This is a genomic window from Lentilactobacillus otakiensis DSM 19908 = JCM 15040 (assembly GCF_001434145.1).
GTDB lineage: Bacteria > Bacillota > Bacilli > Lactobacillales > Lactobacillaceae > Lentilactobacillus > Lentilactobacillus otakiensis.
In genome coordinates this window covers 59,323-78,370 of the sequence record NZ_AZED01000008.1, presented here as the reverse complement: position 1 = coordinate 78,370, position 19,048 = coordinate 59,323, and the positions used below count along the sequence as shown (strand labels likewise).

The 19,048-nt window shown below is 43.3% G+C and carries 18 protein-coding genes; 11 read left to right on the top strand and 7 right to left on the bottom strand.

The window, feature by feature from the left end; all coding sequences use genetic code 11:
- Positions 1-346 precede the first annotated feature (346 nt).
- The gene (locus FD05_RS03180) at positions 347-526 is read left to right on the top strand and encodes a hypothetical protein (protein ID WP_020281704.1); all 180 of its coding nucleotides are present in this window, start codon (positions 347-349) and stop codon (positions 524-526) included.
- Between the two features lie 42 nt (positions 527-568).
- A complete protein-coding gene (locus FD05_RS03175) occupies positions 569-1,096 on the top strand; it encodes a GNAT family N-acetyltransferase (RefSeq protein WP_020281703.1) in 528 nt (175 codons plus the stop codon).
- A 45-nt stretch (positions 1,097-1,141) separates the two neighbouring features.
- Here the strand turns inward: FD05_RS03175 and FD05_RS03170 are convergent, their stop codons facing one another.
- Positions 1,142-2,125 (bottom strand): TDT family transporter, encoded by a 984-nt coding sequence (locus FD05_RS03170; protein WP_020281702.1) that lies wholly within the window; start codon positions 2,123-2,125, stop codon positions 1,142-1,144.
- 109 nt (positions 2,126-2,234) lie between these two features.
- Here FD05_RS03170 and FD05_RS03165 point away from each other — a divergent pair, with 109 nt between their 5' ends.
- A complete protein-coding gene (locus FD05_RS03165; protein ID WP_020281701.1) occupies positions 2,235-3,041 on the top strand; it encodes a LysR family transcriptional regulator in 807 nt (268 codons plus the stop codon).
- A 149-nt stretch (positions 3,042-3,190) separates the two neighbouring features.
- Here FD05_RS03165 and FD05_RS03160 read toward each other — a convergent pair whose 3' ends face one another.
- Complete coding sequence (locus tag FD05_RS03160) at positions 3,191-4,519, bottom strand: aspartate kinase (RefSeq protein ID WP_020281700.1); 1,329 nt, start codon at positions 4,517-4,519, stop codon at positions 3,191-3,193.
- The gene (locus FD05_RS03155) at positions 4,516-5,697 is read right to left on the bottom strand and encodes a homoserine dehydrogenase (protein WP_039933146.1); all 1,182 of its coding nucleotides are present in this window, start codon (positions 5,695-5,697) and stop codon (positions 4,516-4,518) included. The genes FD05_RS03160 and FD05_RS03155 overlap by 4 nt, the downstream gene beginning before the upstream one ends.
- A gap of 103 nt (positions 5,698-5,800) precedes the next feature.
- Between FD05_RS03155 and thrC the strand changes: the two genes are divergently transcribed.
- From thrC to FD05_RS03135, 4 genes are all read left to right on the top strand, one after another.
- Positions 5,801-7,306: a threonine synthase gene (thrC, locus tag FD05_RS03150; RefSeq protein WP_020281698.1), complete on the top strand. Its 1,506-nt coding sequence runs from the start codon at positions 5,801-5,803 to the stop codon at positions 7,304-7,306.
- Positions 7,278-8,183, top strand: a complete 906-nt coding sequence (gene thrB, locus FD05_RS03145) for a homoserine kinase (protein WP_039933145.1) — start codon at positions 7,278-7,280, stop codon at positions 8,181-8,183. The genes thrC and thrB overlap by 29 nt, the downstream gene beginning before the upstream one ends.
- Positions 8,161-8,595, top strand: coding sequence for an ACT domain-containing protein (locus FD05_RS03140; RefSeq protein WP_020281696.1), 435 nt, complete (start codon positions 8,161-8,163; stop codon positions 8,593-8,595). The genes thrB and FD05_RS03140 overlap by 23 nt, the downstream gene beginning before the upstream one ends.
- Before the next feature lie 298 nt (positions 8,596-8,893).
- Entirely contained in the window at positions 8,894-10,249 is a 1,356-nt protein-coding gene (locus FD05_RS03135; RefSeq protein WP_020281695.1) for a threonine/serine exporter family protein, read from the top strand.
- Positions 10,250-10,468: 219 nt separating this feature from the next.
- Here FD05_RS03135 and FD05_RS03130 read toward each other — a convergent pair whose 3' ends face one another.
- Positions 10,469-11,383, bottom strand: coding sequence for an NADP-dependent oxidoreductase (locus FD05_RS03130; RefSeq protein WP_020281694.1), 915 nt, complete (start codon positions 11,381-11,383; stop codon positions 10,469-10,471).
- A 192-nt stretch (positions 11,384-11,575) separates the two neighbouring features.
- On the opposite strand from FD05_RS03130, the gene FD05_RS03125 reads away from it, so the two are divergent.
- Positions 11,576-12,406: an undecaprenyl-diphosphate phosphatase gene (locus FD05_RS03125; protein ID WP_039933143.1), complete on the top strand. Its 831-nt coding sequence runs from the start codon at positions 11,576-11,578 to the stop codon at positions 12,404-12,406.
- Positions 12,407-12,445: 39 nt separating this feature from the next.
- Here the strand turns inward: FD05_RS03125 and FD05_RS03120 are convergent, their stop codons facing one another.
- Positions 12,446-13,198: an alpha/beta hydrolase gene (locus FD05_RS03120; protein WP_020281692.1), complete on the bottom strand. Its 753-nt coding sequence runs from the start codon at positions 13,196-13,198 to the stop codon at positions 12,446-12,448.
- An 18-nt stretch (positions 13,199-13,216) separates the two neighbouring features.
- Positions 13,217-13,993 (bottom strand): CHAD domain-containing protein, encoded by a 777-nt coding sequence (locus tag FD05_RS03115; RefSeq protein WP_020281691.1) that lies wholly within the window; start codon positions 13,991-13,993, stop codon positions 13,217-13,219.
- A 348-nt stretch (positions 13,994-14,341) separates the two neighbouring features.
- Between FD05_RS03115 and FD05_RS03110 the strand changes: the two genes are divergently transcribed.
- Entirely contained in the window at positions 14,342-14,806 is a 465-nt protein-coding gene (locus FD05_RS03110; RefSeq protein ID WP_020281689.1) for a hypothetical protein, read from the top strand.
- Positions 14,807-14,956: 150 nt separating this feature from the next.
- Here FD05_RS03110 and FD05_RS03105 read toward each other — a convergent pair whose 3' ends face one another.
- On the bottom strand, positions 14,957-15,490 hold the full coding sequence (locus FD05_RS03105; RefSeq protein ID WP_020281688.1) for an HTH domain-containing protein: 534 nt from the start codon (positions 15,488-15,490) through the stop codon (positions 14,957-14,959).
- A gap of 387 nt (positions 15,491-15,877) precedes the next feature.
- On the opposite strand from FD05_RS03105, the gene FD05_RS03100 reads away from it, so the two are divergent.
- On the top strand, positions 15,878-17,338 hold the full coding sequence (locus FD05_RS03100; protein WP_020281687.1) for an APC family permease: 1,461 nt from the start codon (positions 15,878-15,880) through the stop codon (positions 17,336-17,338).
- Between the two features lie 17 nt (positions 17,339-17,355).
- Positions 17,356-18,708 carry an aspartate aminotransferase family protein gene (locus FD05_RS03095; RefSeq protein WP_020281686.1) on the top strand — a complete coding sequence of 451 codons (1,353 nt, stop codon included), beginning with the start codon at positions 17,356-17,358 and terminating at the stop codon, positions 18,706-18,708.
- The last annotated feature ends 340 nt before the right edge of the window (positions 18,709-19,048 follow it).

Genomic DNA, 19,048 nt, shown 5'->3' with positions numbered 1-19,048 from the left:
CCGCACGTTAATGGGTGCTACCATCTCACCTCGAAAAGTGAACTTATCGAATTCGATCTTTCAAATCGGAGTTTTAATGCCCTCACACCAACCAGGCACTCTCTTTGTAAAGCTAGGATTCTAATCCACCGGACCAAATCAATTAGTCGTATTTAAATGTTGAATGAACTATAGCTCATGAACGGAGAGTCTGTCAACAACCTTTTTAAATTTTTATGAGAGAAATCTCATTAAAATGCCATCTTATCAATGGATCTGGGCGTTTAAAAATCTTTTGAAAGTTTTGAAATTGGGTGGTACTTTCGGTTATACTCGATGTATTAGATAATTTATGGAGGTAAATTAAATGCGGGCATTAATTGGGTTTGCAGGCTTAATTTCAATGGTAATGTGTATTGCTGCCGTGATCTTCTTGATTATGGGCAACCGGACAGTCGCTGTTCCATTGGTAAGTGTTGGCTTAGTTATTTTGATCGTCTGTTACGGTGCAGCATCGTACATTACCCATACAGATCATAAAAAATGAGACTAGGATTAAATACATAAGTTGAATTGGAGGGGTGTCTGCATGTTGATGATTAGAACAGTTCGCCAAAGTGATTACTCTGCTGTGAGTGACTTGATCCGAACAGCGTTTTCAAAAACGGCAAACGGATATCGTCACGAAGCCGAATTAGTGGATAAAATTCGGGAAGATCCCACTTATCAAAAACGACTGGAAGTAGTTGCTGAAAATGGTGTTCAATTACTTGGCCATGGCCTGTTGAGCGAAGTTCGAGTTGTGGACGGCGACACTTCAGCAACCGGACTGGCTTTAGCACCTTTGGCAGTTGCCCCGGCCGCCCAAAAATCCGGCGTTGGCGGTTTGATTATTGGCGAGCTCGACAACCGGGCAATCAAACTTGGCTATAAGTTCATTGTTGTCACTGGTTGGCCAGACTATTATCCAAAGTTCGGCTATCAAAAGGCAAGTCAATTTGGCATCAAGTCACCAATGCCGGTTCCTGATGATGTATTTATGGCTAAGCCGCTTATCGATGGCGGGCTGGATGGGGTTCATGGAACGGTTCAGTATTTAAAAGCCTTTGATATGTAAATTAAAAAACGGAAACCAGTTTGTGACTGGTTTCCGTTTTTTGGTTTATTTGGTAATTGTCTCATCTTCAGAGACAGTCACTTTTTTAGTTTCAGTTGCTTGGCTGGCAAGATTAACCAGGAATTGCCCATACTTGATCACCACGAAGACAACCATGAAGGTTGCGATTGTGATTTCCAAGTTTGCGACCATTCCAATGATTGAGTTCAGGCCGTTTGCCATGTGGAAGCTGTTATTAAATAAGTTTAAGGCAGTAGCTGAGATCACCAATGGGAAAGTGAAGGCGCCAAAACTAGGGTAGAAAGATAAGCGCACGTATTTGAAAATCTTAGTCAAAGTTCCCCAGTATAATGCTTGAGCCAACAGAACCATTGCCAGTGAGAAGCCCCATGATGGGTTGGCATTCATTGACAAGTAGCCGGTCAAACAAAGTGATGCCGGGGCTGCCATGATTGTCAGTAAAGGCAAAGTAGCTTCGAACATGAATTCACGTCTTAACAAGCGAATGCAGACGATTGGCAGCAGGATGGCATATAGTCCTAATGACAACCAAAGGACCGGTGTGCCGACTGCTGGGATGAAGTTATTGGCTGTTACCGGGATAACCCCGATCCCAACGAAAAGTACAAACCAACTTGGGTAGACGTGATCGAGTTCAACGGTTGGACGTAGTAAATGGCGATAAATGAAATAACCCATAATAACGAATTGCAAAATCACTGCGAATGTCCAAACGGTAATTGGTAATACTGGAATGCCCCATGATTTCAGAAAAGTGCTGATAATCATCAGGGACATCGTGAAGGTTGGGGCAACTGATGCAATAATCGGATCATTTAAATCATTGAGACTTAATTTGAAATGAACCCCAATCTTTGCGATCACCAGGAGAATTAGTACGATTGATAGAATTCCAAATGCGTTCCCGACGATTGGTAACCCAATGGTCTTAAATAAATTCCCCAATGACACAATTCCAAGTATTAATCCACAAATTGGTAAAGGTAACTTCTTCAAAAATAACTTCATGCGGTCGTCTCCTCTCTTAGATGAGCTTAATAATAGCATGTGTGGTAGAATAAATAAAATTGATATTATGTATATTTATTATAAATGAAATCTATAAGGAGCCGACAACATGTTCAAATTCTTGGAAACCTTCATGGTCGTCTATAAAACCCGCAGTTTTTCGTTAGCTGCTCAACAGCTGTTCATCACCCAGCCAACGGTCTCTAATCAGATCAAGCAGCTCGAGTTACAACTACACACAGAGCTGTTCGAACGTAAGAGCCGACGTGAGATTGTGCCCACAGAAGCCGCCAAACTGCTGTACAAACGTGCTGGCAAAATCCTTAAGAACTGGCAGGACGTCAACGATCAAATCACCCGCTTGGGCGCTGAGGGCAACGAAAAGGTCAAGTTTGGCATTTCCCAAACCGTTTCACGAATTTTGTTTGCCAAGATTGCCAATCAGTTAGTAACATCCCTTCCCAATCTCGATTTTGACGTCACCGTCTCCAACTCTGAGGGCGTCTTAAATCAATTAGAGACTTATAAAATTGATATCGGGATCATCGAAAAACCGTTGGTCACCGAAAACATTTCTCGAATTTCGATCGGCAAAGATCAGTTAGTTAAAGCCGGTGTCGACAATGGTAACTGGATTACCAGAGAACCCGGTTCCGGGATTGGCTACTACACCGAACAGTATTTCCGAGAAGCTGATGTCCAGCCAGCCAAGCTCATTCACGTCAATAACAGTGGCTTGATCCGCCGAATGGTGGCGCAAGGAGTTGGCCAGGCACTGCTTTCTGATAAGGATCTGCCGGCAAATGTTCCTGTTGAATCTCTTGGCGAACATTTCGTTCGTGATTTCTATTTATTGGTGAGAGAAGAAAGTAGTCGGGACGAGATTCTGAATTCTATCATTCAGCTCATCAAGTAAAGCAAAAGAGAGTGGGAAAAGAGGCGTTTTGATCCCTTAAATGGCCGGGATCAGCCGATTTGAGCACGTTTCGACTAAGTAATAATGGAACCACTAAAAAGCTGAGGCAAAAGTTTGCACTTTTGTCCCAGCTTCCTATTTGCGTGCACCTATATTACCATCTTAAGCCTGGTCGCACTTACAGCAGTGCTCCGATAAATCTTCTCAATGGTTTTTTCGTAGTCGCTATTGGCAACCCCGAAAACAACCTTGATGTCACTACCTTCTTGAACTACCAAATGAATTTTGATTTGGCTGTTATCGAGAAGGTCAAGAATCTTACCAGCAATCGCTGGCCGTTTACCAAGTTGTGAGGAAACAGCGGCAACCATGGCAATATTCTTTTCCAACTTCACACTGTCCAAGTCGCATTCTGACTTCAATGCATTGACGATCGCCATTAATTGGCCGTCAACATCTGCACGTTTTGCCAGGAAACGAACGGAATCAGTACCGGCTGGAACGTAATCAAATTTAACATTGAATCGTTGAATGACGGAAAAAACCTTGGCCATCACATCGAGACGTTTGTTTAATTGATATTTTTGAATGGAGATCACAACGTAATCTTTCTTACCGGCAATTCCTGTTACCAGTTGGTGAGACTTGTGGTCTGCGGAATCGACAACCAACGTTCCATCTTCTTCAGGATGGTTGGTGTTCAAAATTGCAATCGGAATCTGCTTTTCTTTAGCCGGTTGAATAGCTTCTTCTTGGAAGACGCTGATGCCCATGTAGGACAGTTCTTGAAGTTCCTCATAAGTAAGTTCGTTGATCTTACGGGAGTTATTGATAATCCGCGGATCAGCCATCTTGATACCAGAAACGTCAGTCCAATTCTCATATAAGTCAGCATCAACAAAGTTTGCCAACAAGGCACCGGAAATGTCACTTCCTCCGCGAGGCATCAAGTGAGTCAACCCATTTTCGTCAACACCGTAGAATCCAGGAACCACAATATGATCATCATAGCTCATGAAGTCACGAAGCCGGTTGATTGATTCACCGTAGTTAACGCCGTTTTGGTCAAATACCAAGAAGCGGGCAGCATCAATGAATTGGTAGCCCAAAAAGTCAGCCATTAATTTGGCAGTTAAAAATTCACCACGGGATACCAGATAATCATGGCTGCAAGTTGGAATCTGTTTGCCGATCTTCTTCAAGTCGGTTTCGATCGCCACCTTCAAACCAAGTGCATCCCTAATTCCAACAAATCGACTTTGGATGTGATTGAACACTGGCATGTAATCTTCACCCGCGTCTCTCAATTTTTCCACTTGAATCAGTAAATCGGTGACTTTAATGGCCTCACTATCACTCTTACCTGCGGCACTCACCACGATTACTTTTCGATCTGCATTTGCTTCAACGATTGCACGAACCTTTTTGAACTGGCCCGCGTCTGCAACTGAACTTCCACCAAATTTAGCTACTATCATTTTACTGCTCCTCCTTTCTTAGTTGGTAAACTTGCCATAAACGCGGTTTCATCGCGTTGTAGCACTTGTCTCATCAATCGGTGCATCTCGCCCACCGGAATGTCGTGAACGACTAGGTAGTCGCCACGAAGCTCGGGGGCAAAGTCGCCAAACAGCTGCGAGCAATCGATTTCTGATCTGACAATGTAATTATTCTTGGTCAAATTAGGTTGGAACTTGAATGTACTCTTGAACTCGCGCTTCAAATGTTCCTTGCCTTGGAAAATATCGAGAATATCTTGAATTACCGCATTGGCAGTTGGTAATTGACCAGCTCCCTGACCCATAAACTTCAAGGTGCCAATGGTTTCCCCAATTAGAGAGATCAAATTGTAATTGTCACGGGTATGGGCTTCAAGGGTGTCGCCGTAATACAAGGTCGGTTCAACCACGTAGTCGAATTCATCTCCACGCTGATGACTCTTTCCCATTAATTTAATGGTCATTCCCAACTTATCAAAATGCGTCATATCATCTTCGGTAATATTCCGAATTCCAAAGATTGGCAAATCGTCGGTGGGTCTAATGAAGAGATCGTAAGCAATGTCCACGCTGATACATAATTTGTTGGCAACGTCGAGACCGTCGATATCAGCACTTGGATCGGCTTCAGCATATCCTAATTGTTGAGCTTCCATCAAGACGTCGTTAAACGGCTTACCGGTCCGATGCATCTGATCCAGGATAAAATTACTCGTTCCATTGAAGATTCCATGAATCTTGTTCACATCGTCGACTCGCAATGCTCTTTCCAAACCTTGAATCCATGGGATCCCACCACCGACGCTTGATTCAAAGTAGAACTTGGCGTCATTTTCAGCAGCCACCTTGGTAAATTCATCCATATACTGCGCAATCACAGCTTTGTTAGCGGTGATCACGTGTTTCTTGTGCTTCAGCGCATCCACTATGTATTGATGGGCAGGCTCGATGCCACCAATGACTTCGACCACCACATCGACATCCTTGTCGTTCAAAATCTCATCAATACTATCAGTCATTTCCGGTAAATCCGGTTTTTTATTCTTTCTGATTAAAATATGCTTTACATGGAGGTTTTGGGCTTGGCGCTTTGCATTTTTAATAATTTTGTAAACGCCGGAACCAACTGTCCCGAATCCTAATATCGCAATATTCACAGCTTCAACCTCCAATTTTCTTGTGTTCACAAATAATAAACACTTGTATTTAACATGAAAACAGATTATCATATAAATCATAGAAATGCAAGGAGTAAAGTTGATGAATAAATATTATACGAGTACCAGAAACGGTTCAGTACAAATTTCAGCCAAGAAAGCTATCAAGAAGGGCTTCGCTGATGACAAGGGTCTCTTCGTTTATCCTGACTTGGAAAAACTCCAAGTAAACTTCGAAAAATTATTAAAATTAAATTATCAAGATATCGCCCGAGCAGTCCTCACAATCCTCTTACCGGACTTCTCAGCCGATGAAATTGATGAAAGTATTTCCGCCGCATATCAAGACAGTTTTGATACGCAAAAGATCACCCCGGTAGTCGATGTGGATGACTTCCACGTCTTGGAACTATTCCACGGGCCAACGAGTGCCTTTAAAGATGTCGGCCTGCAATTGTTACCTCAATTAATGAAACATGTTTTAACCGACAATAATAAGGTAATGATCTTAACGGCTACCAGTGGTGACACTGGTAAGGCTGCCCTGGAAGGCTTTAAGGACCTGGCCAACATGGGGATCATCGTCTTTTATCCCGATGGTGGTGTCAGCAAGATTCAAAAGCTGCAAATGATCACAACTGGCGGGAATAATACCAAAGTTGCCGCCATCGAAGGTAACTTTGACGATGCCCAAACCAATGTCAAACGGATCTTTAACGATGCTGATTTGAAAAAGTCACTCGGTGATGACGTCAGCTTATCCAGTGCCAACTCGATCAACATCGGCCGGCTGATCCCCCAAGTTGTTTACTACTTCGATTCATACAAACAACTGGTGAACAACGGCTCGATTAAAGTTGGCGAGAAAGTGAACTTCACCGTGCCAACCGGAAACTTCGGTGATGTCTTGGCCGGTTACTATGCAAAGATGCTTGGCTTGCCCGTGAACAAGTTTGTCGTGGCATGTAACGAAAATAACGTCTTGGCTAACTTCTTCAACCACGGTGTCTATGACCGTAATCGTCCGTTCTTCCAGACAGTCGCCCCAAGTATGGATATTCAAATCTCTAGCAACTTTGAACGGTTACTCTACTATAAGAGTGGCGAAGATACCGAATATGTGAAACAGCTGATGGATGATTTAGAAGACAGCGGTAAGTATGAAGTTTCTAAAGAAGTTTTGGCCAATATTCAAGAAGACTTCTATTGTGGGTACAGCACTGATGCTGACATTGAGAGCTCAATTGCTGAGGTTTACGAAGAAAACGGCTATTTGATGGATCCACATACCGCCGCTGGTTACAAGGTCATGCGCGACTATCAGAAGATCGATCCTGACACACCGATGATCCTGTTGAGCACTGCCAGCCCATACAAATTTGTCAATGCGGTGGCTAATGCGGTTCTGCCCGAGACTTCAGATGATGTCCAACAAGTGATGAAGGATTTGCATGAAGCAACCAATGAACCAATTCCGGATAACCTGCAAAAAGTCTGGGACTTGCCTGTCCGCCACGAAAGTGTGATTCAAAAAGATCAAATGACTGATTATGTAAAACAAAAAGTTGAGGAGGTATTCTATGATAAAGATCAAAGTGCCAGCAACTAGTGCCAACGTCGGCGTCGGTTTCGACTGCCTCGGCTTGGCAGTATCGTATTATTCAACGATTGCATTTGATAAAAGTTTAGAGCATTTAGTAATCACCGGATCTCCGAAAGAATTTCAAAATGAAGATAACTTGGTCTATCAAGCATTTGTTAAGGGCTGTGATTTCTTAGACAAGCCGGTGCCGGATGTCAAAATCGATATTGAGGGCGATGTTCCGGTTGCCCGCGGTCTTGGTAGTTCTTCTGTCTGCGTTGTTGCCGGCTTGAAGGCTGCCAGCGTTTGGTATGACAATGCCATTTCAACGGATCAACTGCTGGTCCTGGCCACTGAGATGGAAGGCCATCCGGATAATGTCACCCCCGCCATTCTTGGTGGATTGTGCGTGTCATTTCTGAATGATCAGAATCAACCGGAAATCATTCAGTACGGTGTCAGCGACAAGCTGCACTTTGTTGCCCTGATTCCAGATTACGAGGTTAGTACGCATGCCGCACGAAAGGTATTACCAACATCAATGAGTTACGCGGACGCAATTCACCAAGTTAGCCACTGCGCTGCCATGACCAAGGCTCTGGAAATCGGCGACATCCACATGATTCATGAAGCTTGTGACGACCGGATGCACGAACCATATCGCGCCAAATTAATTCCAGATTACAGCCAGGCTAAGAATATTTCAGAACAGTTTGGCGGTACCATGTACATTAGCGGCAGTGGTTCGACCATGATGGCTATCACTGCAAATGAAAAGAACGCTGATCAAATCGTAGCCAATGCCAAAGCGGCATTCCCAAAATGGAATGTCCGCAAGATGGCGGTTGATTCGACCGGCGTAGTGAGTGAGGTAAGTGAACGTGGAAAAGTATTACATCGTTGATAGCTCAATTCTCCCAGAGTCGTTTGACAAGGTGATTCACGCCCGTCAATTATTGGAGAGCGGCAAAGTCAAGCAGGTCAGTGAAGCGGTCAAGGTTGTCGGCATTAGTCGAGGAACTTTCTACAAATATAAGGACCTGGTGTTTTTGCCGGAAGAAAATATGATGGATCGAAAAGCCGTCATTTCTTTGATGCTCGAAAACCAACGGGGAATCTTGTCAAAGGTCCTGACAACTATTTCGGAAACCAGTGCCAGCGTGTTGACGATTAACCAAAACATCCCGATTCATAACATCGCCAGTATCGTGATTTCATTGGACTTGAGCCATTTCACCGGTACTATCGACAGCCTATTGGGAAATATCCGGCTGGTGGATGGCGCTAGTAATGTGCAGTTGGTGTCAATTGAATAGAGTGCGACAAACAACGGTTTGACACGGAGAACTAAGGCTTCTCGGGTTTAAATCCCGGTTTTGGATTTTAACCCGAGAATCTTAGATCGCAGTGTCAGTTGTGTCGGAGCACGTTTCAACAAAATAACAGTAAAACAGCGAAACACCAATCCCCGATGCCCACATCAGGGATTTTTTATTTGCCAATTAATTAAACTTCCAACTGTAAGCCCTTACCAACTTGAAAGTTGTTTCACAGTCCGCATATAATACAATATTGTATGCATTTACCGATTTAAAAAGTATTCTGGAGGAAATCATGGCAAACAGCCAGCAACCAAATGTACCGAAAAAATTCCATTTATCTCAGAATCATCATATGACGATTCCTTGGAAATCGTTTACCACTGATGAGTCTGTTCCTGCCAAAGAAGCCGGTTTGAGGGAACGGGCTTCTATTGTTGGCCGAGTTGGTATTGTGATGCTTTCCTGTGGAACCGGAGCCTGGCGGGTTCGTGACGCTATGAATACGGTCGCCAGAGTGCTTGGCCTCACCTGTTCAGCAGATATCGGCCTGAGTTCACTTCAATTTACCTGTTTTATCAACGATCACAGTTACTCGCAAGTACTCGCTTTACCAAATACGGGTGTCAACACTGATAAATTGAATACGTTAGAAAATTTTGTGAACTATTTTGAACGAGACTTTGGCACAGCAACCGTCAAACAAATTCATACCAAGATCAGTGAAATTGAGCGACGACCCGTTCAATACAGTCCGATCATTTCGGGATTTGCAGCAGCATTGGCCTGCAGCGGATTTATTTTTTTGCTGGGCGGTGGCATTCCTGAAATGATCTGTTCCTTTATCGGTGCTGGAATTGGTCAATATTTCCGTGGCTCCATGGGTAAACAACACATCACGACCATTGCCAGCATTTCAATTGCAGTGGCGATCGCTTGTCTCGCCTACATGTTCTCATTCAAAATATTTGAATCCAACTTCCAAATTTTGGCGCAACATGAAGCTGGTTATATTGGCGCCATGTTGTTCGTGATTCCCGGATTTCCGTTTATCACCAGTTTCTTGGATATTTCCAAATTAGATATGCGATCGGGATTAGAGCGCATGGCATACGCTATCATGATTACGGCCGTTGCAGCCCTCGTTGGCTGGCTGGTTGCGCTTCTGTTCGATTTCCGACCAGAAAACTTTCTCCCTTTAGGATTATCACCATTGATGCTCATGCTGTTGCGGATTCCCGCCAGTTTTTGTGGGGTCTACGGCTTCTCGATTATGTTTAACAGTTCACAAAAAATGGCAATGACTGCCGGATTAATCGGAGCAGTTGCCAACACATTGAGACTGGAAATGGTCGACCTAACGAGCGTTCCACCAGCAGCAGCAGCCTTCATCGCGGCATTAGTCGCTGGCCTAATTGCTTCGTTAGTTAACAGATATAACGGATACCCAAGAATTTCATTGACCGTCCCATCAATTGTAATCATGGTTCCGGGATTGTATATTTACAGAGCGGTGTATAGCATCGGAATCAATCAAATCAGCGTCGGCGCACTCTGGCTGACAAAGGCAGCACTGATTATCATCTTCCTACCGATGGGCTTGTTTGTCGCCCGAGCATTGATGGATAGGGAGTGGAGACACTTTGATTAGAGTGCGACGAGACCCGGGAGATGCGGTTTCTAAGGGTGCTTTGATTAAAACCCGGGTTTCGGGTTTTGGTCAAAGCATCCTTAGAAGTTAGCATCAGTTGCGTCGGAACACGTTTCAGCCAACCAACAGTGAACCAACCACAAACTAAATCCAAATTTAACCAAAAAAGAGCCGAACTCCCACTATCAAGGAAGTTCGGCTCTTAACTTACAAAAAAGTCTAATGAACAATAATTACCCGACCATCATGCTTCTCTTCCAGCAACTGGTGGCCTTTAACAAACCCATCTCTATCAAATGGTAACTTGTACCCAATGTTAATATCAAGTTTACCCTCACGCATCAGCTCAATGACCGCCTGCATGGCTTCGCGATCACTCATCGCATCTGTTGGATGAATGTGGGCAAATTTCAATGGCTTATCCGTGACGGGTGAATTATGAGCGACGCTGGCAATAACACCATCCGGCTTCACTATCTTCACGTCATCGTCGGTACCGGCACCATTCATTGCCGTGTTGAGAACAACATCACCAGTATCGGCCAACTCTGTTGCTGGATCAGTTTGATCATAGGCAACAAACTGAGTCGCCCCGATGGATTCAACGTAGTCCTTATTATGACTGGATGCAATGCCAATCACATTGGCCCCCAAATCAGTTGCAATCTGAACTGCTAGTGAACCCACGCCACCAGAAGCACCTTTGACAATCACGGTCTGATCAGGCTGAACATCCGCAAAATATTTAACAGCTTTGTATGCTGTCAGGCCTGGTGTAATTAAGCCAGCCGCCCGAGTTGGGGTAATCCCATCAGGAATCACGACGGTTGCATCCAAATCACCAAGTACCAGCTCAGCATAGCCGCGTTCTGTGTGAGTCATGACCAATTCTCCAACACTCAAATCAGAAACCTGATCGCCAATTTTGATAATCTCACCGACGACGTCTCGTCCAGGAATATATGGTGATGACATAACGCCAAAGCCCCCAGCACGTTCAGCTCGCTCCCGATTGTTCAAACCAATTGCGATCGTTCGAATGAGCACCTGGTTAGCAGATGGGGCTGGTTCGGGAACTTCAAACTCTTGAAAAACTTCTGGATCTCCATGCTTTTCATATCCATATGCCTTCATAATATCTTCCTCCTCATTTGTGTTACTAGCGCAATTGTAAGCGCAATCATAGGCTTGGGCAAGCAAGTCGAATCGAAGCGTATAATGTAAAGATTAAGTGGATAAATTGTAAATAATAGGTAAATCACAACTTTCAAAGCACCTTTTATGGCATGCTTATCCCATAAATTAAATAGATTGGAAGTTGGCATGATGTTAGACATTATCAAAGCAATTATATTAGGAATCGTTGAAGGCATTACTGAATTTCTGCCAATCAGTTCAACTGGCCATTTAATCCTGGTCAATGAATTTATCAAAATGAGTCAGACCACCCAATTCACAGATATGTTCAATGTAGTGATTCAGTTGGGCGCAATCATGGCAGTTGTGGTTCTTTATTTCCACAAGCTCAATCCCCTCTCGCCAAGAAAAACTCATGTCGAGCAACATGAAACTTGGGTACTCTGGTTCAAAGTGATTGTCGCCGTGTTGCCTTCTGTGGTGATCGGTCTGTTGTTCAATGACTGGATGGATGCTCACTTGATGAACTGGCAGGTCGTTTCGGCAATGTTATTGCTTTACGGGATTTTGTTCATTGTAATCGAAAACCGGAACGCAAACCGGCAACCTCAGTTTACTGATCTCAGTAGATTATCGTATAGCACCGCCTTTATCATTGGTATGTTTCAGTTGCTCTCGCTGATTCCCGGAACTTCCCGGTCTGGCGCAACTATCTTAGGTGGAATCATAATTGGAACGTCAAGATATGTTGCTACTGAGTTTTCGTTTTTCCTTGCCATTCCCACCATGTTTGGTGCATCACTACTCAAGGTTTATAAATACTTCAGTAACGGTGGTGCCTTCACAGGTCTGCAAACGACTATTCTGCTAACCGGAATGCTGGTTTCCTTTATCGTTGCTTACTTTGCAATTCGCTTCTTGCTTAACTACATCCAGCACAATAACTTTAAAGTATTTGGCTGGTACCGAATTATCTTGAGTATCATCGTGATCGGCTACTTCGGATTTTTAGCACACTAGAGACAAAAACAGTTACCAATGCAAATTGGCAACTGTTTTTTAAATTGGTTTCCCATCCAATAAATTGACATGAAGCAGCCACGTCAGCATCCCCGGCAACATCTTTTGCCAGTATAACCAGTCGTGAGCACCTGTGCCAGTATAATAATCGACATCGAGTCCTAAGTCATTTTTCATATATTCTACGAACTGGTCATTCGATGGCTTTAGAACATCCTGGTCCCCAATACAATAATAATACCGGAGATTTCTCAGTGCGGAAGTCAGCACACTTTCCGCTAGATTTTCCAAGTATTTTTGGGGTCTGATTCCGTCCAAAATAGCTTGGTAATCCGGCATCATCTTTGGCAATTCGGTTAAATCCACCACTGGTGACATCGGCATCACTGCACTGAACCAATCAGGATGCGTGAAAGCTAACTTCAGGGCACCGAATCCGCCCATCGAGGCACCGCCAACAAAGTTGTCCTTTGGTTCTGTCGATAGTGGTAGTATCTTGCGCATTTCCGGTATGACCTCTTGAGTTAAATAATCCCAGTACGGTAAATCATTTTTCAAATTCATATAAAAACTGCGGTTCATTTCCGGAGTGATCACAGCCAGATTGGTATATTTGATCAGTACTTCCAAATTTGTCTTACGAATCCAGCCGCTGCCGTTATCTCCTAATCCGTGGAGCAGCCACAGTACCTGTAACTTTTGATTTTTCTGAACCTCGTTTGGCAAGATCACATGAATCGTGGTCTGTTCCTCTAAAGCTGACCAAGCGCGAGTTAAGCTAAGAATTGCCATTGAATTGCTCCTTCACGTTCATTCAAATTTTTTGAGTTGCTCATCCGCAATTTTCAATAACAGTTGCTTATCGGCGTCTTTGGTCATTTTGTCTGCCAACTGGCGCAGCCGCATATAGTTCACATGAGCGTCGGTAATTGTCCCAGTATCATCTTGAATATCCTTAGCCAGTTTGGCACTTTTATTGGCTTTGTTCGGTGCAAAGTCGCCAAAATACGTCGATGCATACCTGAGGGTTTTAGAACGTTTCCGCACATGATGAACTTCAGGATAGTCCTTAAAATTTAGTTCCTCATAAATCTTAACTAATTTGTGATTGCGACGGTTGAGTTCTTTAACAATATATTGATGCCAGCCAGTGGACTGGGTGAATTTGAGTTTGGTAAGTTGCTTATCAACCTGCTTTAACTCATTTTGAAACTTCTCTTGAGCTTGATCATTCAATGTCTGTCGCATTTCATCCCGTCTGTTTTGACGTAACACCGAAAACAAATGGAAGTAATCGGCGTCCTTATCCGGGTGATCATATGCGTACAGTCCAGCTTGTTCAATTAACACATCTAATTCCCTTAAGTCACCGAACAAGATGGCAGCCTGGCTTAAATTTGTGTCAATATCCGTATAAACGGCAGGATCGATCCGCCGTTTCAAAAATTTGATTAGTCCTCGGAGTGTCCGGATCATGACCCGCAAATCATGGGCCCGTTCCGGGTCGTATGGGTTATTAAGATACCGAGTGTTCTCGACCAGAATCGCTTGATATCTTCGCTTTAAAATCGATTGAATCGTTGTCATTTCACTGCCCCTTTTCAGCATCATCCCAACAACTCACCAGAAATAACTATCTACCTGTATTTTACTCATTCCCCACGCCGAAATACATTGTTTTGCACTTCAAAAAATTGCTCTTTTTTGGTGGCCTTAAGAATTTCTTAATAATTAGCTCAATCGTTTATCATAAAACAATTGTGTTCGTTTTCATGAAAACACCAACATTATTAAGTTTTAAATATAAATAGAAAACACCTTCAAAGCATTGTATACTCGCTTCAAATAAGGGTTTGGCTTGAAAACGATCGTTTGAAAACTTACGGACTGTTTTCAAGAGAAATCCTAAATACATATGCTCTAGGAGGTCTTGTCATGAAAGTATTTCTGGATATTACTGATTGTCTGATGCTTTATCTGCTGATTTCTCTTTGGATTGGCGACTTCTTATCAAAAAATTCTCTTGGAAAATCTTCATCTTACGTATCAAGGCTGGTCTCACAAGATGCTTCCCCTCTAAAGGTTGCGATTAAATACCCAGTTAGGCTGGCAGGAGAAAAATTGGCCTTCGTGACCAAAAAATTAAGAGGAATCAATCATTGGTACTGGCTTGCAAGCAAGACCAAATCAATGATCTTCTTACTTGTTTTGGAAGAATGGCTAGTGATGACCGCCAAGCAAAATTGGGGGCTCATTGCGGTTGAACTGACAATGCTTGCATTCTGTGCCATCATCTTGGCGGCCGACTTACGGGTTAATCTATTACGATCACAACTCGAAAAGGCCCTCAAACCATATGAAGACCGACTCTGGTTCGAATATCGCTTCAAAAAAGAATAATCACGTCATTAACAAAAAAAAGGAAGCAGGGATTTCTCCCCGCTTCCTTTTTGTACGAATTGACTAGCTGTCCAAATAATAGCTGTTAGTTCGGCCGACGCCGATATGACCATGAATGATAAATGCTATTCAAAAAATGAGTTAAAAATCTTATCTGCCAAACTGCCACCAGTGCTTTTTCTTCCCTGCTTCTTGAAATCGCGCATTGCTCGGCTGGTAGCTGTCAGGAATTTTGTCCTCTGAATGATCTTCTTCATTAACTGATTCTGGAATGGTTTGTTTTACTGAAGAAGTACCTTGGCTTTCCAACTGTTTGAGTTTGTTTTGAACATCCAATTGCAACCGTTGTGATTGGTCGAGAAGTTGATGTAACTCAGCAATTTGTTTGTCCTTTGCATCAATTTGTTTCCGTTGATCTTCGAGCTGCTCAGCTAAAAGGGCAGTCTGCTTATCGCCGCCCTTAACGGATAACTGGTTAGCGGTTTGCTTTGGCTGTTCGCTCTCGGTGTGTTCATTCTGGTTCTTGAATTGACCTTTGAGAACCTCAACACCCTCATCTTTGATCAGAATCTTGTTTCCCTTTTTTATCGTATATGTATCTCTGAACTTATCGTCCATATGTTTTCTAATTGCAGTTTTCGATACCGATAATTCGTCCGCCAACTCTTTGATAGTCAGTTCCATAATGTCGCCCCCAACATGAATAATTTTAGTTTGCAAACAGGCTGTTCGCAGTCACACATCACTATTATAGTGATTAAGGCACGGTTCGGCAAATGAAATCTGAAGTTTGTGTCTAATTTATTATAATAGTCTTCCTTTTAAAATGAGATTTTAATTAGATTTTATATTGACAATCTAATTAAAAATGCGTTAAACTACTCGCATGCTGAATGGAATTTGAGAGAAATTTTGTTTTTTTGTCATTATTATTTACATATTGTTGATCGAGGAAGGAAACCGCGATCGTTTTCGTATTTAGAAAGTGTGGTTTCCACAATAAATAAATTATCAGTGTTCAAAGTTTTCGTTTAGTATGCAAAATTTTGTACTGAGATTAGGAGTGATTATATGAGTAGTTTAACTGATAAAATGTTCCGAAAAGAAGATCCCCTTGTTTATCAAGATAAGGATTCACATTTGATTCGGAGCTTAACCACCAAAGATTTCCTGGCGCTTGGTGTCGGAACGATTGTTTCAACTTCTATTTTTACCTTGCCTGGAGTTGTTGCTGCACAACACGCTGGTCCTGCCGTTTCCCTTTCATTCTTGGCGGCCGCAATCGTTGCTGGAATCGTGGCCTTTGCCTACGCTGAAATGGCTGCCGCAATGCCATTCGCTGGTTCTGCTTATTCATGGATCAACGTTGTTTTCGGTGAGTTCTGGGGCTGGATTGCCGGCTGGGCACTGTTAGCTGAATACTTCATCGCTGTGGCGTTCGTTGCGTCAGGGCTTTCGGCAAACTTCCAAGGGTTAATTTCGCCATTAGGTGCAAAACTACCGACGGCATTGTCCACTGCGTCAACTGGTACGAACGGTGGCTTGATGGATTTAATCGCCATTGTTGTTATCCTATTAGTTACCACATTACTTTCTCGTGGTGCTTCCCAAACCGCCCGTGTTGAAAACACACTGGTTATTCTTAAAGTGATTGCAATTTTAATTTTCATTTTCGTTGGTGCCACTGCCCTTAAGATGAGCAACTATACCCCATTTATTCCTAAGTATCATGTCAACGCCGATGGTTCCGCATTTGGTGGCTGGCAAGGAATTTACGCTGGTGTTTCTGAAATCTTCCTGGCTTACATTGGTTTTGATTCAATCGCTGCCAATTCAGCTGAAGCGAAAGATCCACAAAAGACCATGCCTCGAGGAATTCTTGGATCATTGGTCATTGCCGTAGTTCTTTTCATCGCAGTTTCACTGGTATTGGTTGGAATGTTTAGATATTCTGCATACGCAAACAACGCTGAACCAGTTGGCTGGGCTTTACGTCAAAGTGGTCATGCATTAATCGCCACTGTGGTTCAAGCTATTGCGGTTGTTGGTATGTTTACTGCCTTAATTGGTATGATGCTTGCCGGTTCACGACTCATTTACTCATTCGGTCGTGATGGCCTTTTGCCAAAATGGCTTGGAAAGTTGGAAAACAACTTGCCTAACCGGGCTTTAATCGTGTTAACCATTATCGCCATTGCTTTGGGTGCCTTCTTCCCATTCACATTCTTGGCTCAACTGATTTCAGCAGGAACCTTGATTGCCTTCATGTTTGTTTCACTCGGCATTTATGCACTTCGCCCACGTGAAGGAAAAGATATTCCAATGCCAAGCTTTAAAATGCCGCTCTACCCAGTATTGCCAGCACTTGGCTTCTTGGGTGCCTTAGGAATCTTCTGGGGCTTGGATATTCAAGCAAAGACTTATGCACTCGGCTGGTTCGTTTTAGGAATGATTATTTACTTCGCATATGGCATGAGCCATTCAACAGCAACAATTGATAAGCAGGCTGAACACGAAAAAGATAAAGATTAATAAAGGTTGGTGATTTCATGGGTAAATTAGACAAAGCGTCTAAATTAATTGGTGAAGAAAACAAGTACTATGCTCGTTCCGCGCGAATCAACTATTATGATTTGGTGATCGATCACGCTCACGGGGCAACATTAGTGGACGTTGATGGCAACAAATACATTGATTTGCTGGCAAGTGCATCTGCCATTAATGTTGGTCACACCCATGAAAAAGTCGTCAAAGCTATTTCAGATCAAGCACAAAAATTGATTCATTACACCCCGGCATATTTCCATCATGTGCCGGGAATGGAACTTTCCGAAAAGTTGGCGAAAATTGCACCTGGTGATACGCCGAAAATGGTGAGTTTCGGAAACTCCGGTTCAGACGCAAACGATGCAATTATCAAGTTTGCGAGAGCTTATACGGGCCGTCAGTACATCGTTTCTTACATGGGTTCCTATCATGGTTCGACATATGGTTCGCAAACTTTATCGGGAAGTAGTCTCAATATGACCCGTAAGATTGGACCAATGCTTCCCAGTGTTGTCCACGTTCCATATCCCGACTCATATCGGACTTATCCAGGAGAAACTGAACACGACATTTCACTCCGTTACTTCAATGAATTTAAGAAACCATTCGAATCCTTCTTACCTGCTGACGAAACTGCCTGTGTCTTAATTGAACCAATCCAAGGCGATGGTGGGATCATCAAAGCACCCGAAGAATACATGCAACTGGTTTACAAATTCTGTCATGACAACGGCATCCTCTTTGCGATTGATGAAGTCAATCAAGGGCTTGGCCGGACTGGCAAAATGTGGGCCATCCAACAGTTTAAGGATATCGAACCTGATTTGATGTCTGTTGGTAAATCTTTAGCTTCCGGCATGCCGCTCAGTGCCGTGATTGGCAAGAAAGAAGTTATGCAGAGTTTGGATGCACCGGCGCACCTGTTCACCACTGCCGGCAACCCAGTATGTTCTGCGGCTTCACTGGCAACACTAGATATTATTGAAGACGAAGGTTTAGTTGAGAAATCAGCCACGGATGGTGCTTATGCCAAACAACGTTTTCTCGATATGCAAAAACGCCATCCAATGATCGGTGACGTCCGGATGTGGGGCTTGAACGGTGGAATTGAATTAGTGAAGGATCCTAAGACTAAAGAACCAGATAGTGATGCAGCCACCAAGGTTATCTACTATGCGTTCGCGCACGGCGTGGTTATTATCACTCTGGCAGGCAATATCTTGCGTTTCCAGCCGCCGTTGGTCATTCCTAGAGAACAACTCGATCAAGCGCTCCAAGTCCTTGACGACGCCTTTACGGCCGTTGAGAACGGTGAAGTTACCATTCCAAAGGATACGGGTAAGATTGGGTGGTAAGGAATAGAGTGCGAGAAGCAACGGGTGATGCGTTTTCTAAGCAAACTCTGATTGAAGCCCAGGTCTTGGGCTTGAATCAGAGTTTGCTTAGAAGTTAGCATCAGTTGCATCCGAGCACGTTTCAACAAACTAATAGTTAAAAACAAAAAGGCAAGAACCTCATTCCGAGATTCTCGCCTTTTAATATGTCCTCATGAATTGTGCTTCATAAATGATCTGTATATTTTAACCCCGTAATAAACGAATGCAATCGCGATCGCAATTACAATGATAAAAGTAATCACAACAAAAATAAAATCACCAACATCAAAAATCCCCATATTGATTCCCCCAATGCATC

Coding starts and splice junctions, on each gene's coding strand:
- FD05_RS03180 (WP_020281704.1), top strand. CDS start 347: ATGCGGGCATTAATTGGGTTTGCAGGCTTAATTTCAATGGTAATGTGT.
- FD05_RS03175 (WP_020281703.1), top strand. CDS start 569: ATGTTGATGATTAGAACAGTTCGCCAAAGTGATTACTCTGCTGTGAGT.
- FD05_RS03170 (WP_020281702.1), bottom strand. CDS start 2,125: ATGAAGTTATTTTTGAAGAAGTTACCTTTACCAATTTGTGGATTAATA.
- FD05_RS03165 (WP_020281701.1), top strand. CDS start 2,235: ATGTTCAAATTCTTGGAAACCTTCATGGTCGTCTATAAAACCCGCAGT.
- FD05_RS03160 (WP_020281700.1), bottom strand. CDS start 4,519: ATGATAGTAGCTAAATTTGGTGGAAGTTCAGTTGCAGACGCGGGCCAG.
- thrC (WP_020281698.1), top strand. CDS start 5,801: ATGAATAAATATTATACGAGTACCAGAAACGGTTCAGTACAAATTTCA.
- thrB (WP_039933145.1), top strand. CDS start 7,278: ATGATAAAGATCAAAGTGCCAGCAACTAGTGCCAACGTCGGCGTCGGT.
- FD05_RS03135 (WP_020281695.1), top strand. CDS start 8,894: ATGGCAAACAGCCAGCAACCAAATGTACCGAAAAAATTCCATTTATCT.
- FD05_RS03130 (WP_020281694.1), bottom strand. CDS start 11,383: ATGAAGGCATATGGATATGAAAAGCATGGAGATCCAGAAGTTTTTCAA.
- FD05_RS03125 (WP_039933143.1), top strand. CDS start 11,576: ATGTTAGACATTATCAAAGCAATTATATTAGGAATCGTTGAAGGCATT.
- FD05_RS03120 (WP_020281692.1), bottom strand. CDS start 13,198: ATGGCAATTCTTAGCTTAACTCGCGCTTGGTCAGCTTTAGAGGAACAG.
- FD05_RS03115 (WP_020281691.1), bottom strand. CDS start 13,993: ATGACAACGATTCAATCGATTTTAAAGCGAAGATATCAAGCGATTCTG.
- FD05_RS03110 (WP_020281689.1), top strand. CDS start 14,342: ATGAAAGTATTTCTGGATATTACTGATTGTCTGATGCTTTATCTGCTG.
- FD05_RS03105 (WP_020281688.1), bottom strand. CDS start 15,490: ATGGAACTGACTATCAAAGAGTTGGCGGACGAATTATCGGTATCGAAA.
- FD05_RS03100 (WP_020281687.1), top strand. CDS start 15,878: ATGAGTAGTTTAACTGATAAAATGTTCCGAAAAGAAGATCCCCTTGTT.
- FD05_RS03095 (WP_020281686.1), top strand. CDS start 17,356: ATGGGTAAATTAGACAAAGCGTCTAAATTAATTGGTGAAGAAAACAAG.